The 13,469-nt window shown below is 62.2% G+C and carries 12 protein-coding genes; 1 reads left to right on the plus strand and 11 read right to left on the minus strand.

Going from position 1 to position 13,469, the window contains the following annotated elements; genetic code table 11:
* Nucleotides 1–93 precede the first annotated feature (93 nt).
* Nucleotides 94–1,017 carry an AEC family transporter gene (locus tag ACMLHZ_RS05550; RefSeq protein WP_418666785.1) on the plus strand — a complete coding sequence of 308 codons (924 nt, stop codon included), beginning with the start codon at nt 94–96 and terminating at the stop codon, nt 1,015–1,017.
* A gap of 84 nt (nt 1,018–1,101) precedes the next feature.
* Here ACMLHZ_RS05550 and ACMLHZ_RS05555 read toward each other — a convergent pair whose 3' ends face one another.
* From ACMLHZ_RS05555 to ACMLHZ_RS05605, 11 genes are all read right to left on the minus strand, one after another.
* Nucleotides 1,102–1,509, minus strand: a complete 408-nt coding sequence (locus ACMLHZ_RS05555) for a PaaI family thioesterase (RefSeq protein ID WP_418666786.1) — start codon at nt 1,507–1,509, stop codon at nt 1,102–1,104.
* A gap of 117 nt (nt 1,510–1,626) precedes the next feature.
* Nucleotides 1,627–3,252, minus strand: a complete 1,626-nt coding sequence (locus ACMLHZ_RS05560; RefSeq protein ID WP_418666787.1) for a tetratricopeptide repeat protein — start codon at nt 3,250–3,252, stop codon at nt 1,627–1,629.
* A gap of 128 nt (nt 3,253–3,380) precedes the next feature.
* Entirely contained in the window at nt 3,381–4,220 is an 840-nt protein-coding gene (locus ACMLHZ_RS05565) for a prenyltransferase (RefSeq protein WP_418666788.1), read from the minus strand.
* A 164-nt stretch (nt 4,221–4,384) separates the two neighbouring features.
* Nucleotides 4,385–5,173 (minus strand): sulfite exporter TauE/SafE family protein, encoded by a 789-nt coding sequence (locus tag ACMLHZ_RS05570; protein ID WP_418666789.1) that lies wholly within the window; start codon nt 5,171–5,173, stop codon nt 4,385–4,387.
* 107 nt (nt 5,174–5,280) lie between these two features.
* On the minus strand, nt 5,281–6,768 hold the full coding sequence (locus ACMLHZ_RS05575) for a lactate racemase domain-containing protein (protein ID WP_418666790.1): 1,488 nt from the start codon (nt 6,766–6,768) through the stop codon (nt 5,281–5,283).
* 54 nt (nt 6,769–6,822) lie between these two features.
* Nucleotides 6,823–7,659, minus strand: a complete 837-nt coding sequence (locus ACMLHZ_RS05580) for a triose-phosphate isomerase family protein (RefSeq protein WP_418666791.1) — start codon at nt 7,657–7,659, stop codon at nt 6,823–6,825.
* A gap of 88 nt (nt 7,660–7,747) precedes the next feature.
* A complete protein-coding gene (locus tag ACMLHZ_RS05585) occupies nt 7,748–8,902 on the minus strand; it encodes a class II fructose-bisphosphate aldolase (RefSeq protein WP_418666792.1) in 1,155 nt (384 codons plus the stop codon).
* Between the two features lie 248 nt (nt 8,903–9,150).
* Nucleotides 9,151–10,431 (minus strand): glucose-6-phosphate isomerase, encoded by a 1,281-nt coding sequence (locus ACMLHZ_RS05590; protein WP_418666793.1) that lies wholly within the window; start codon nt 10,429–10,431, stop codon nt 9,151–9,153.
* A gap of 237 nt (nt 10,432–10,668) precedes the next feature.
* Nucleotides 10,669–11,400, minus strand: coding sequence for a sulfite exporter TauE/SafE family protein (locus tag ACMLHZ_RS05595; RefSeq protein ID WP_418666794.1), 732 nt, complete (start codon nt 11,398–11,400; stop codon nt 10,669–10,671).
* The gene (gene nagA, locus ACMLHZ_RS05600) at nt 11,397–12,551 is read right to left on the minus strand and encodes an N-acetylglucosamine-6-phosphate deacetylase (RefSeq protein ID WP_418666795.1); all 1,155 of its coding nucleotides are present in this window, start codon (nt 12,549–12,551) and stop codon (nt 11,397–11,399) included. The genes ACMLHZ_RS05595 and nagA overlap by 4 nt, the downstream gene beginning before the upstream one ends.
* A 99-nt stretch (nt 12,552–12,650) precedes the next feature.
* Nucleotides 12,651–13,469, minus strand: coding sequence for a glucosamine-6-phosphate isomerase (locus ACMLHZ_RS05605; RefSeq protein ID WP_418666796.1), 819 nt, complete (start codon nt 13,467–13,469; stop codon nt 12,651–12,653).

The following is a 13,469-nucleotide window of genomic DNA, read 5'->3' on the forward strand; positions in this document are numbered from 1 at the left end:
CTTCCTTGCGGGGCCGTGGCGGCAATGCAGCCCACCCGCTGTGCATCATTCTGATTTCAGGGCAATCTTGCAGTAAAAAAGGGGCGGTGTTTTGTGGCTCTTGCGGCGATCCTGATGGAGCAAACGGTGGTCATGTGCCTGTTTTTGCTGCTGGGCTATCTGATGGGAAAGCTGGGCTGGGTCACTCAGAAGGGCAGCGGCGAGATCACGAACCTGCTGGTGCGCATCGTTGTGCCGGCGGCGATCATCAATTCCTTTTTTGTGGAGCGAACCCCGGAACGCCTGCTTCAGTTCGGGGTTTCGGCGGCGCTGATCTGCGCAGCGGCACTGCTGTCCATGGTGTTGTCGCAGATTATTTTCCGCAGCCATCCGGTGGAAAATTTCGGCGTGGCCTTTTCCAATGTGGGTTTTATCGGCATTCCGCTGATCACTGCCGTTCTGGGCGAAAAGGCGGTGTTTTATATCGCCTTTTATTCCGTGTTGGTGGGTGTGCTGCAATGGACCTGGGGCGTTTACACCATCACCGGCGATAAGCAGCATGTGAGCCCCCGCAAGATCCTTACCAACCCTGCCACCATTGCCATGGGGCTTGCCCTGCTGGCCTTTCTGCCCGGCTGGGGTACCCGCCTGCCCGGTGTTCTGACCCGGCCGGTCTCCATGATGGCGGCGGTGAACACCCCGCTGGCCATGGTGGTCATGGGCTGCTACCTCGCCGGGGCCGACCTGCGTTCGGTCTTTTCGGACCGGTTCAACTGGTGGGCCAGCTTTGTGCGGCTGGTGCTGATCTCGGCCGCCACGGCGGCTCTGTTCTGCCTTGTCCCCCCCGCCTTTGCCGAGGCGCGCACCGCGGTGTTCATCGCGGCCATCACCCCCATCGGGGTGAACACCGCCACCCTGGCGCACCTGTTCGGAAAAGACAGCGCCAAGGCGGTGGCCATGGTTTGCCTTTCCACCATTTTGTCGGTCTTCACCATGCCGCTTATGATGCTGCTGGCAGGCTGGCTTTGGGGCTTGTAGGGCAGGGTATCAAACAATAAAAACCAGGGCGCGGCAAAAGTTGCCTGCGCCCTGGTTCTTATTTTGTATTCACCCCTTTGGCCCTTATCCCGGCCGCGTCATCAGATACATGGTAAAGTTCGCGGTGGCCAGCAGTTCGCCCCTCTGGTTGAACAGCTCCACCCGGTTTACCGCGGTCTGGCCGCCCTTGTGCTGGGTCGCGGCCTCCACCCGCACTGTGTCGCCGGGCCTTGCCCCTTTTATATAGTTGATCCCGGCCTGCAGAGTCACGTTCGGCACCCCATAGGTGCAGGTGACCATGCCCGAGCAGGTGTCGCACAGGGCATAAAGCCAGCCGCCATGGGCATTTCCGTATAAATTCAGGCTGTTTTCGGTCACGGGCGCCGTGGCGGTGATCTGCCCTGTTTCACACCGCACCACCTCCAGCCCTTCAAAACAGACCAGCGGTTTTACGTGCTGCGCAATGGCGGCGCGCATCTCTTGTTCGGTCATGGCGTTTCTTCCCTTCCTCTTTTCGCTGCCGCTCATTGTACCACATTTTACTTCGCACTGCAAAGCAGGCCGGAAAATTTCCGGCCTGCTTTGCTGCTGGCCCGATTTTATCAGTGCCTATTCGCTCTCGCTCAAACGGGCCAGCAGCGCCTTTGCGTCCCCGATCACCTGCGCGTCACCGCCCGCGCGTTCCAGGGCCAGGCGCGCCAGCCGGGCAGCCTCCGCCATGCTTTTTTCCACACCCTCGCCCCGCTCATACAAAAGAGCCAGGGCCAGGGCGCAGTCGCCGCCGGCGCGGCATTTCTCCACCCCGCGGCGGTAGCATTCGGCCGCGCGGTCCAGATCGGGCGGGCCGCCTTCGCCCTTCTCGAAGCATTCGCCCAAGTTGAACCAGGCCATGTCGCTTCCCTGGCCGCCCGCCTTTTCATACAGTGCCCGTGCTTTTGCGAGATCCTGCTGTACTCCCTTGCCGTAGCGATAGCATTCGCCCAGGTTATTCAGCGCATCGATCCAGCAGGGGCGGCCGGGCCACTCCTGATCCGCCAGCGCCTGATACCACCGCACGGCCTCCTCGGGGTTCTGGGGGCAGCCAAGGCCCTCATCGCAGCACAGGGCATAATCGAACTGCGCCTCCGGGCTGCCCGCTTCGGCTCCTTTTTTATACCAGCGCACCGCTTCGGCCTCGGCTTTTTCTGCGCCGATTCCGTACAGCAGGCATTCCCCCAACTGGTCCATCGCTTTGGCGTTGCCTTTCTCTGCGGCTGCCCGGAACAGCTCCACCGCGCGCACCGCGTCCCGCTCCACCCCAAAGCCCTCCCGATAGCAGCAGCCCAGATCGCACAAGGAGCTCACATAGCCTCCCTCCGCCGCGCGGCGGAACAATTCGGCCGCACGCTGCGCCCGGTCCGGGCCGTTCGCGCCCGGCTGCCCCATTCGGTAACACCATGCAAGGTTGTGCATGGCCCGCAAATGCAGCTGCTCCACCGCCTTTTTGTACCACTCCACCGCGCGCTCGGGGTCACGGGGCACGCCCACGCCAGAATCGTAGCACCAGGCAAGGCTGCACTGCCCATCGGCGTCGCCCGCCTCCGCAGCGCGGGTGTAATAGGCCACCGCCTTTTTTTCATCTTGCGGGGTGCCAAGGCCCATCTCGTAAAAATAGCCCGCGTTGTACACCGCCGAAATGTGCCCCTGCGCCGCAGCCTGCAGGTACTGGTGCAGGGCGGCCGCATAATCTTTTTCCACCCCCAGCCCGCGCTCGTAGCACACGCCCAGGCTGAACTGGGCCGCGGCATAGCCCTGCTGAGCCGCGGCGGCAAAGCACCCCGCAGCCCTTTTCATATCCCGTTCCACCCCGCGGCCCCGCTCAAACAGGCTGCCCAGCAGGTACTGCGCCCGCATCATGCCCTGCCCCGCTGCCTTTGTGAGCCAGGCGGCGCCCCGGGCCGGGTCTGGCGGGCAGCCGGGTGCGCCCACTACATACAGCGCGCCCAGGTTGCACTGCGCGGGGGCGTAGCCCCTTTCGGCCGCCTGGACGTATAGTTCCAGGGCCTGTTCAGGGGCCCTCTCCACCCCCTCGCCAAACTCATGGCACCACCCCAGCATGCACATGCTCCACTCATCGCCCAACGCCGCCGCCTGTTTCAGGGGCGGCAGGGCCTCGTTCCAGTTCACCGGCCGGGCGGCAAAGGCCGCTTTCGCCCGCCGCGCCAGCTGTTCCCGCTCACCTGCATCCAAAATCATATTTGTTCCCTCTTTTGTCGTTTCTTGCGGGTCCGGCCCCGCCGCCTGGGCAGCAAGGCCCCTGTTTTTCCCAAATTGCTCTGCGCACAGCCGCTTTCATCACTTGTTGCCAGCGTGCCTGCCGCTTTTTATTTTTCCAGCCCCAGATTCTGCAATATCTCCCGGTAGCGCCGGGTCGCAAGCTCGCTGGGCTCGCCCTTTTTACAAAATTCCATTTTAGCCAGCTTTGGCACCACTCGCTCCACCACCATCTGCCCCCGCCTTGTTTTTGCGCGCAGCGCTTCGAACGCCTGCATAAACCGCTCGTCCCTCCGTGCCTTTTCATAAAATGAGAGCACATAGACGTAATAGAACAGATTGTAATTTCGGAAGGGGTATTCCACCTGCATAAACAGTGAACCGATTCCGTAGTGGCATGGCCCCAGGGGCTTGCGGGTCACCCAGTGGGCCAAAAGAAATTCCACCGCATCGTCCAGTGCGTTTTCCTGCGCGCTGCCCGGGGCATAACGAAACAGATCCAGCGCCAGCAAGGTGGGATACGGGTTGGAGGCCTCGGTTTCAGGGCCGCGCCCGTAGCTGAATTTGTTGCACCGCCAGCCTCCGTCCGCCCATCGGTCTGCCAGCAGCTGGCGAAAGGTAGCCTGCAGCCGCTCGTCCCCCGCATAGCCCAGCCGGCAGAGCGTCAAGGCCGCCCAAATGGTTTGGCAGGGGTAGATCGCTCCCTGCGGGTAAACGCGAAAGCGCCCGTCCGGCCGCCAGGCGCCCAGGATCAGCTGCGCAGCGGCGGGCAGGGGAGGGTCGGCGGGTGAAAGGCCCAGCTCTAACAGATAATCCACACATTCCAGGGTAGAAAAAGGCGCGCCCTTGAGCAGGCGGCGGTCCGCCGTAGCCCAAAGCGCCCCGCCATTGTTCCCCTGGCGGGCCAGGATCACCGCAACATCGGCGGCATAGCGCTCTTTTGTTTCCATTCTGCTTTCCCCTCCGGCCGTGCTGCGGTGGCTCCGCAATAAAGCCTGCACGTATTCCGCTTCTCTTTTTCTATTCTACACGCTCCCCGCCGAAAAGAAAACCCGCCTCTGCCATTTTGGCAGAAACGGGGTATCCTTTTCTGTGCGGGCCGCGGGCCTTGGGATCAGAGCGCAAAGGTATATTGGTACACATTGTACAGGCTAATGCCCATGATGACCACCATCAGCCCCATGAACAGTTTGTCCACGGCGTGGTTGTCCATACGCTTGTTGAACACGCGCCCCAGCATGCCCCCGCCGATGCCGCCCGCCACCATCAACAGCAGGCTGAGCCAGCCAAAGGTGGGCACCGACCGGGTGACCAGGGTGGCCAGCAGGCTGGTCACCTGGCTGATCAGGATCACATACAGGCTGTTCTGAGCGGCGGTTTTGGTGTCCATGGAGAAAAAGAAGTAGAACACCACCAGGTTGATGGGCCCCCCTCCGATGCCCAAAAAGCTGGACATGATGCCCAGTACAAGCCCAATGGCCAGGCACACCCATGCCTTGAAGATGCGCCGGGTACGGATACGGCTTTTGTTCAAGGTGTACAGCATGGTGGCCAGGGTGATCGCAAACAGGCACACGGCCTGCACCGCGCCCGCCGTTTCGGCAAAACGCGCGCTGATCGCGCTGAACATCTGCTTGCCCACCACACCGCCTACGGCTGCGCCGATGGCCAGCGGGGTGCCCACCTTCAGATCGACCCTGCTGTCGCCCGCCCGCATGGACTTGGTGACCGAATAGCAGCTCATAGCCAGCACCGTGCAGCCGGACAAAAAGCTCACGGTGGCCACGCTGTCCAGATGAAACAGGTCCAGCGTGGGTTTGATGATCACCCCGCCGCCAATGCCGCAGATCGCCCCTGCAACGCTGGCTAACAGGCTGATGATAAAATATGCGAGTACCTGCATCGGCCCCGCCTCCCCTCTTTATGGTACGCTTGCCCGCCTCAAGCCAATGGCCTGGGCGTTAAAGCAGCGGTTGCCGGGCCCAGAGGGCCCGGCAATTTTTTGCTTTTTCAGCAACAGCCGCAGGGGTGGTTGCCGTATTCGTCCATGCAGTCCTCCGCGGGATTTTTCATGCACAGATGAACCGCGGCCAGCTTGAAGGTCCGGGGCAGCGCCAGGATGTTCGGCGCGTCGCCCACAAACTTTTTCTTGGCGTCGGCCAGAGCCTCCTCAAAGGTCGCGCGGGTCTTCAGGCCCATGCTGCGGGCAATGCCCGGCTCCTCGGCGCCCACGATGTAAATGGCGCTGGTGTTCATCTCGGCGATATGGCCGCAGCTCATCATGGAAAAACCGTGGAACGGATGGAATGCATTGGCAAACCGGTATTTGCGGATGTATTCCTCGTTGGTGGCATAATACTCGCCCAGCCGGTTCATATCCGGCAGAACATTCATGTGATCGTGCTGGAACTCCTCCCACTCCTCGCGCAGGTAGGGCCACAGCTCATCGTGGAAATAGCCGTTGCAGATGGAGGAACAGAGAATCACACACCTGTCGCTCATAACCCGCTTGAAGCGCAGCACCTGGGCCGACAGCGCCTGCATCATCATGATGGGGTTGGTGCCCATGCCGTCGCCGTAGTGAAATTTCTGGGGCATGCCGAACACCAACACGTCGTACTTTTTTTCGGCCCAATGCACATAGGTGCGCTTATCGGCCAGCTTCCAGCTCTCGGGCATCATTTCGGCCGCATAACCGGAATAAATGGCGATCTGGCGGCTGTTGGTATCCAGCACGGCGTCGCAGCAGAAGAAAGGGTGCCCCATCTTTTCTTCCATCAGCATGCCAATCTCATTGAACTTGCTGCGCATCAGGCTGCCGCCGTTCACGGGGGTGAAGTCCGGCCGGTGCATGACCTCGGGCACATGGTGGCTGGCAATGCTGCGCCAGTTGGTAATGCCGGTGGCGCAGTGCTTGTAGCCCCCGGAATACCCGCCGTAAGGGTTCCCCTGCACATGGCCGATCAGGATGGGCAGGTCGGCCTCGAACACGGTTCTGTTCATGCACACCGGGTCGCCGCGCTTGGTGGCGCCCAGATCGATCATATTGTCCGGGTCCTCCGAGTCGTGGCTAGTCATCTGGTGGGTGGGCCAGAATTCACCAAACAGCTCGTCGCCGAAAATGGCGCGGTAATCCTCCGGCTTTGCGCGGGGGTGCAGGCCGTTGGAAATGATAAAGCGCACATCCTCTTTTTTCACGCCCGCGGCGTACAGCTCGCGCAGGATGTATTTGATCGAGAGCTTGCGGTGGCTGGTGGCCTGTTCGCCGCCCTTGACCCGGTCGGGCACAATGAACGCCACCTTGGCCCCGGGAAACGCCAGCTCGCTCAGCGGTTTCATGCCGATGGGGCGGCGCAGGCTTTCCAGGTAGGCTTGTTCCAGTTTGTCCTCGGGGATATAGGCTGGGTCGGCCACGGTGGTGCCCGGAATGAACACATCGGTGTTGTCCGGCAGTTCAGCGCTCAAAAGGCCCTGGCCATACTCAAAATCCAGTTTCATGGGTGATTCCTCCTTTTCTCTCGGCCGGCGCGGCTTTTGCGCCGCGCTGGCTTGTTACTTGCCCAGGTACAGGCGGATGATCTCCAGGTATTCCTCGGGGTAAAAACCGATCTCGCCGGCAAACCGGGTCAGGGCGACCAGGCCGCCGTCGATCTCGGGGATGGAGGCCAGCATTTCGGCGTTGTCGGTTTTCAGGCCGCCGCCGTACACCACCGGCAGCCCGCCCGTGCGCTCTTTCACAAAGCGGGCGATCTTTTGGATGTAGGGCCGGTCGGCGGGGGTCTTGCCGGGGCCGATGCTCCAGATCGGCTCGTAGGCAATGGCCACCTGGGCCTTGTCCACCCCTGCAAGGCCGACGTCCAGCTGTTCGCCCAGCACCTCCTGCCAGCGCTCCTGCTCCTCACTCTTTTCACCGATGCAGTACAGCACCTTCAGGCCCTGGGCCGCGGCGGCCCGGATCTCCTGGTTCAGCAGCCGGTTCACCGCGGCGGTGTCGGCAACGCCCGCCTCGGCCAAAACGCCGTTTTTGTCGGCCCGCTCCTCGCAGTGGCCCACCAGCACCCAGCCGCAGCCCATTGCCTTGGCAATGGAGGCCGGGCGGTTGGTTGTGAACGCGCCGAAGTTGCCGCCCACCGCTGTGTCGGCGCGGTACACACCCTGGCAGCCCAGCTGCACCGGGCTGTTCTCACACAGGGCGGCCCCCGCGCTCAAAAGGTGCGCCTCGGGAAAGTACTGCACAAACTCCACTTTGGCCGGATCATATTGCTTGAGGGCCTGCTGGGTGCTTTCCACGATTGCGCGCGCCCAGCCTTCCACCGGGGCCAGCCGGTTCACCCCGCCGTACTGGGGGGGGACGTCGAAGCGTTTCAGGTTCAAAAAGATGTATTTCATGCGGCACTCTCCTTTTTTGTTCGGGTTGCAACACGCAGCGATTCCCGCGGCCGGAACGGGCTTCCGGCCGCGGGCGCCGCTTTTTTCTTCAGATTCCGGCCTTGCGGTAGCGCTCGGCCATCTCCGCCAGGGTCACACGCTCCACCAGGGGGGCCTTGCCCACGCTGCCGAACTCCACAATCAAGGTGCCCACCACTTCCCTGACACCCCGCTCGATACAATCCACAATGGCTGCCACATCTGCGTCGGGCACGCTTCCATACATCACGGTATCCATGATGGGGGGAAGGAAGGCCCGCGGGTCAAAGGCGCTCTTTTTTTCTTCCAGCAGTTTGTAAATGCCCCCCACCGACGGGCTGCTCTGCAGCTCGGGCCGGTTGCTGAACAGCTCTTTCATATTGCGGGTCACGGCCAGCCGGATATCAGTGTCCACATTGATCTTGCCGATGCCGCACCCCGCCGCTTCTTTCAGCTGAGCCAGGTCGATGCCGTAGGCGTTCTGGATGTCGCCCCCCAGGGCGTTGATCTCCTTTACGATATACTGGGGCACAGTGGAAGAGCCATGGCTTACCAGCACACAGAACAGCCCCTCGTGGCGCAGGCACTCTTTGGTTGCGATGGCGATCTCCTTGCGCAGCTTCGCGCCCTTGCCCTTATTGGCGCCATGCATGGTGCCGTAGCTGATGGCCAGCGCGTCCACCTTGGTCTTTTTCACAAATTCCACCGCATCCAAAGGGTTTGTATAGGTGGAGCCGGCGCTGAACACATGGTCCTCCACGCCTGCCAGCACCCCCAGCTCGGCCTCCACGGTCACGCCGCGCTCGTGGGCATATTTGACCACCTCGCGGGTGAGCTCGATGTTTTCTTTAAAAGGCAGCGACGAACCGTCAATCATCACGCTGGTGTAGCCGCCCGCAATGGCCGCTTTGCAGGATTCAAAATTGCGGCCGTGGTCCAGGTGCAGCGCCACCGGGATGGGGCTGGCCTCGCCGTATTTTTTTACCGCGGCGCCGATGTTTGCGGCACCCTTGATCTTGTCCTCCAGCGTGGCGTTCATAAAATCGGTCCGCCCGCCCATAAAGCCATTCGCCAGGTCGGCCCCCTGCAAAATGGCCGGCGAACGGAACATCTCGTGCACCTCGATGGCCGCTTTTGCCTGGGCTACGGCGTTCACATTGAACGCGCCCTGGGCATATTCGTATTTGTCGGTCGCTTCCAAAATCGCGCGCAAAGGTACCAGCATTGTCGTTTCCTCACTTTTCTGTTCATTTGCCGCGCCGGGCGCAAAACCGCAGGCGCGGGGCTTATCCCACGCCGCTTTCGCACTGTTTGCTGTGTTTAGAATAGCGCAAAACGGCGGCGGTTACAAGGGTTTTAAGTAAAATATATACACGTGTGTACATTTTCGTCCTTTTGCACAAATCAGGGCGTGGAGGGAAAATCGTTTGCCCTCTCCGGCGCGGGCCGAAAGGGTGCCCTGTCACAGCGCGCTCACCGGGGGTTCCGCCCCGGTTTGCCCAGCGCGGCAAACATGCTGCGCTTATATTCCTCCACGCCCTCCTGGTCGAAGGGATCCACCCCCAGCAGCCGGCCGCTGAGCGCGCAGCTCACCATAAAAAAGTAAAAAAGCTGCCCAAAAGCCCGCTCGTCGATGCGGGGCAGCCGCAGTTGCACACAGGGAACCCCGCCCGCGTCGTGGGCCTGGACCGTGGCCTTTTCGGCCGCTCGGTTGATGTTGGCAAAATCCATACCGTCCAGATAATCGAACCCGTCGCCGAAATCCGGGTCGGGCCGCACCTCCAGTCGGGCGCCGGCATCGTCCACCATCAAAAAGGTTTCCATCATGCAGCGCAAGCCGTCCTGCATGTATTGGCCCATACTGTGAAGATCCTCCGTATTGCTCATGCAGGCGGGCAGCAGGCCCTTTTTGCCCTTGCCCTCGCTCTCGCCGAAAAGCTGCTTCCACCAGCTCTGCGCCCAAAAAAGGCGCGGTTCAAAGGCGGCCAGCATCTCCACGGAGAACCCCCTCCGGCCGAGCGCCGAGCGGACCGCCGCGTAGCGGGCGGCGTCGCCGCCACTGCCCGCCGCAAGCTTTTTTTCCATCTCCTCGCCGCCCTGAAGATACGCCCCCGCATCCAGCCCTGCCGCGGCAATGGGCAAAAGGCACACCGGTGAAAAGGCCGAGTAGCGGCCGCCGACCCGCTCTGGGAACGACAGGAAGGTGTAGCCGTTTTCCCGGGCGATCTTTTCCAGACGGGAGCCGCGCGTTCCGGTCACCACAATGCGGGCGGCCAGCTCGGCTTTGGTGTAACGGGCCGCCATGGCCTGGCGCAGCACCCGGAAATGGCTGCCGGGCTCCAGCGTCTCAAAATTCTTGGCGATCACGTTCAGATAAACGCTTTTCCCCTCGATGCGCCGCAGAACATCCTGTAGGTAATGGGCCGAAAGGGTGTTTCCCGCATACACGATCTCAGGCCCGCCCGGCGCTTTCAGCGCCTCGATCATGGCCCGGGCCGCCTGGTTCGAGCCGCCCACCCCCACCAGCACGAACACCTGGGCGTCCCGGCGTATCTCCGCGGCTTTTCGCAGGATTAGCTCGAGCTCACAGGCAGCCTCCTGGCAATGGACCCAGCCGGAGGCGGAAAAGGCGGGGTCTGCGGGAGAAAGCGCGGCCAATTCCCGGTAAAAACCGCGGGCGCGGGCCGCTTCGGCCTCGGTTTCGCCCGGCGCCGCGTATCGCTCCGCCAAGGCCGTGTTCAGGATCAAGTCCACACAAAACTCCCCTTCCGGCAACTATTAAGATCATAAAGCTTTCCACCTTTATTATAAAAGGCGCGGCACACCGCGCACAGTATGAAAAAGCTTCATACCCCGCACCCCGGTCCCCCGATCCGCCCCCCATGGGCCAAGCGGCCCACGCCTGTGCGCTCTCTTTTTATAAAAGGAAAAAGAGCATCCCCGGCGGGGCCTGTAAAAGGTCCCGCCGGGGGTGCTCTCTGCTTTGCGGGGTCACCCGAAGATCAGGATGTACAGCCCCATGCCCAGCATAAAACCGTATACCAGTTTTTTAATGGCCGCAAGGGGCAGCCGGCGGAATACCGCCAGGCCGAGGCCTGTGCCCAGAGCTAGGCCCGCCAGCGCCGCCAGGCTGACACGCAACACCTCGCCGGTCACATTGCCCAGCCGCAGATGCATCGCCAGCAGGGAAACAATGGTGATGATAAAAAACATTTGGGTGGTGGCAGTATACTCCCGCTTATCGTCCAGCGCGTTGAGATAATACGCCACAATGGGCGGTCCGCCGATGCTGAACATCCCGCCGGTCAGCCCCGCCACCGCCCCGGCGATCAGCCCGTTGCGGCGGGTGGGGCGGATGCGCAGCCGCTCGCTGAAAAAGATAAAATAGACCGCCAGCGCCATGAGGACCACGCCCAGAATGCGCCGCAGCAGTGTGTCCGCGCTGTTTTGCAGGATCTGTACCCCCACCCAGTTGGTCACGGTGGCGGCGAGGCCCGGCCAGAGCAGCTGCTTCCAATTGATGAACTGCCAGTACCGGGCCGCTATGTAAATGCTCATGAAGATGGCGGTGAGCAGCTCCATCACGGTGGCCGTGCGCAGCGGCAGCACCAGCGGCCACAGGGCCATGCAGGTGACCGCGTAGCCAAAGCCGGTGGTGCTCTGCACAAAGCTGCCTGCAAAGGCGATCAGCCCCACCAAAAAAAACAGCAGCGGCCCGCTCATGCCCGCTCAAACACGGTGCGCCCGCCCACAAGGGTGCGCAGTACCGTGAGATCCCCGCCCAGCACCACCAGATCGGCGTCCCAGCCGGGCTTTACCCTGCCCTTGTGCGCACCCATACGCAAAAGATCAGCCGGGTTCTCGGTGAGCAGGGGCAGTACCTCCTCCGCGGGCCGCCCGGTAAAGGTCACCAGATTTTTCAGCGCCTGGCCGGTGGTCAGGGTACTGCCCGCGCGGCTGCCGCCGTCGGCCAGCTTTGCGTCGCCGTCCTTTACCACCACGTCGTTCACGCCCAGTTTATAGCTGCCGTCCGGCAGGCCAGCCGCCATAATACTGTCGGTAATGGCCACCACCCGGTCAAGCCCTTTGCACTTCAGCAAAAAGCGCACGGTGCCCGGGTGTAGATGCCGCCCGTCGCAGATCGCCTCACAGTACACGTCGCTCTCCAGCACCGCGCCCATGATGGCCGGGAAATGCTGGTGCAGCAGTTTCATGGCATTGAACGCATGGGTGGCGCTTGCCGCGCCGCTCTCGATACAGGTCATGGCAGTCTCATAGTCGGCACCCGAATGGCCGATAGCCACCACCACCTCGCCGGCAATCTGGCGGATCATGGCCGGCACGCCCTCCACCTCAGGGCTCACGGTGATGTACTTAATGGCCCCCTCTGCCGCCTCCGCATAGCGGCGAAACAGGGCGGCGTCCCCCTTTTGCAGCAGGTGCTGGGGCATGGCGCCCTTATACTCCGGCGCAAGGAACGGCCCCTCCAGATGCACGCCCAAAAGCTGGGCATGCGCACCCTGCCGGCCCATGGCGGCCTTGATCTGCCCGATGCACCACAAGGTTTGCTCTGGCGTGTCGGTCAGCACGCTGGCGAGCCAGCCTGTGGTCCCCTGGCTGGCAAAAAAGCTTCCGATGGTGCCGTTCAACTGGTCGGCCGTGGCCGCGTTCACGTCCACCCCGGCGCCGCCGTGGGTGTGCACGTCGATGAATCCCGGGGCAAGGCGTTCGCCGCCGATATCCAGTTCCGGGCAGCCCGCCGGAGCGTTCACCCGGGGGGCCACCTGGGCGATTACGCCGTCCCGGATGTACACCTCCCGCTCCGCAAAGCGGCGGCCGGTATAGACCAGCCCGTTTTTGATCACCAGTTCCATTGCTGTATCTCCTCCTTTTCTGCTCCAGGCAGGGCGCCTGGGCATCACGGCCTGTGTGCGCAAATGGCTCCCGGCCTGCCGGGCGGGCTCTTTCGCCGTTTAGAACGGCTGCTGCGCCGCATTCGCGTTGGTGATAATCAGCGCGTCCGGGTGGCGCTGCACCAGGGTCGCGGGGAAATGGGCGCTCATTTCCCCGTACGCCGCCTGCCGCACCACCGAGCGGTGCCAGTCGCGGAACACGCCGAGGCGTATTTTGCGCGCCGCCAGGATCTGGGCCATCCCAATGGTCACGCACCGTTTGGGCATCGCGTCGATCGCGCCGTTCAGATCGCCGATGGCATTCGCCACCCGCGTTTCCCGGCTAATGTTCAACACCCGCGTGGGCAGCGCGGCAAACTCGGCGCAGGTCAGCTCGTCCCGCGCCTCGTTGAAGGCCAGATGGCCGTTGATCCCTATGCCGCCGAAGGCCACATCCACCCCGCCCAGGCGCTGGATGACGCGCTGCATGTTTTCCGGGTCGTGCGGATCGGGGAAGATGCGCTGCGCTTCGGGCATTACCAGCTCCGGGTCGAGCTGCGTGTATACCGCCCGGTCCATAAAGCCCCTGAACGAGAGAGGGTGCGCTTTTTCCACCCATTCGCCCTCGGCGGTCAGGTATTCGTCCATGTTTAAAAACCAGCAATTCTTCAGGCTGATACGCTGCTCGTTCACCAGCCGCACAAAAATCGGATATTGCCCCACCGGGCCCACCGGGCAGATAAACACGGTGGCGCGGCCCTCGGCGTTGTGCCGCCGGATGGTGTTTACCATCTCCAGGGCCAGCTCATAAAACACCTCGCCGGAATCGCCCAGCTTCAAAATGGGGATCTTTGCGTCTTTGCCCAGATCCTGGGCGCTGATCTGATAATACTCGTACAT

The sequence above is a fragment of the Allofournierella sp. genome, from assembly GCF_048388525.1.
Taxonomy (GTDB): Bacteria; Bacillota; Clostridia; order Oscillospirales; family Ruminococcaceae; genus BQOK01.

What these genes read in the sequence shown, in the direction of transcription:
- nagA (WP_418666795.1), bottom strand. Translation starts at nt 12,551, where the DNA reads ATGGAACTGGTGATCAAAAACGGGCTGGTCTATACCGGCCGCCGCTTT.
- ACMLHZ_RS05605 (WP_418666796.1), bottom strand. Translation starts at nt 13,469, where the DNA reads ATGTACGAGTATTATCAGATCAGCGCCCAGGATCTGGGCAAAGACGCA.
- ACMLHZ_RS05570 (WP_418666789.1), bottom strand. Translation starts at nt 5,173, where the DNA reads ATGCAGGTACTCGCATATTTTATCATCAGCCTGTTAGCCAGCGTTGCA.
- ACMLHZ_RS05565 (WP_418666788.1), bottom strand. Translation starts at nt 4,220, where the DNA reads ATGGAAACAAAAGAGCGCTATGCCGCCGATGTTGCGGTGATCCTGGCC.
- ACMLHZ_RS05555 (WP_418666786.1), bottom strand. Translation starts at nt 1,509, where the DNA reads ATGACCGAACAAGAGATGCGCGCCGCCATTGCGCAGCACGTAAAACCG.
- ACMLHZ_RS05575 (WP_418666790.1), bottom strand. Translation starts at nt 6,768, where the DNA reads ATGAAACTGGATTTTGAGTATGGCCAGGGCCTTTTGAGCGCTGAACTG.
- ACMLHZ_RS05595 (WP_418666794.1), bottom strand. Translation starts at nt 11,400, where the DNA reads ATGAGCGGGCCGCTGCTGTTTTTTTTGGTGGGGCTGATCGCCTTTGCA.
- ACMLHZ_RS05580 (WP_418666791.1), bottom strand. Translation starts at nt 7,659, where the DNA reads ATGAAATACATCTTTTTGAACCTGAAACGCTTCGACGTCCCCCCCCAG.
- ACMLHZ_RS05560 (WP_418666787.1), bottom strand. Translation starts at nt 3,252, where the DNA reads ATGATTTTGGATGCAGGTGAGCGGGAACAGCTGGCGCGGCGGGCGAAA.
- ACMLHZ_RS05585 (WP_418666792.1), bottom strand. Translation starts at nt 8,902, where the DNA reads ATGCTGGTACCTTTGCGCGCGATTTTGGAAGCGACCGACAAATACGAA.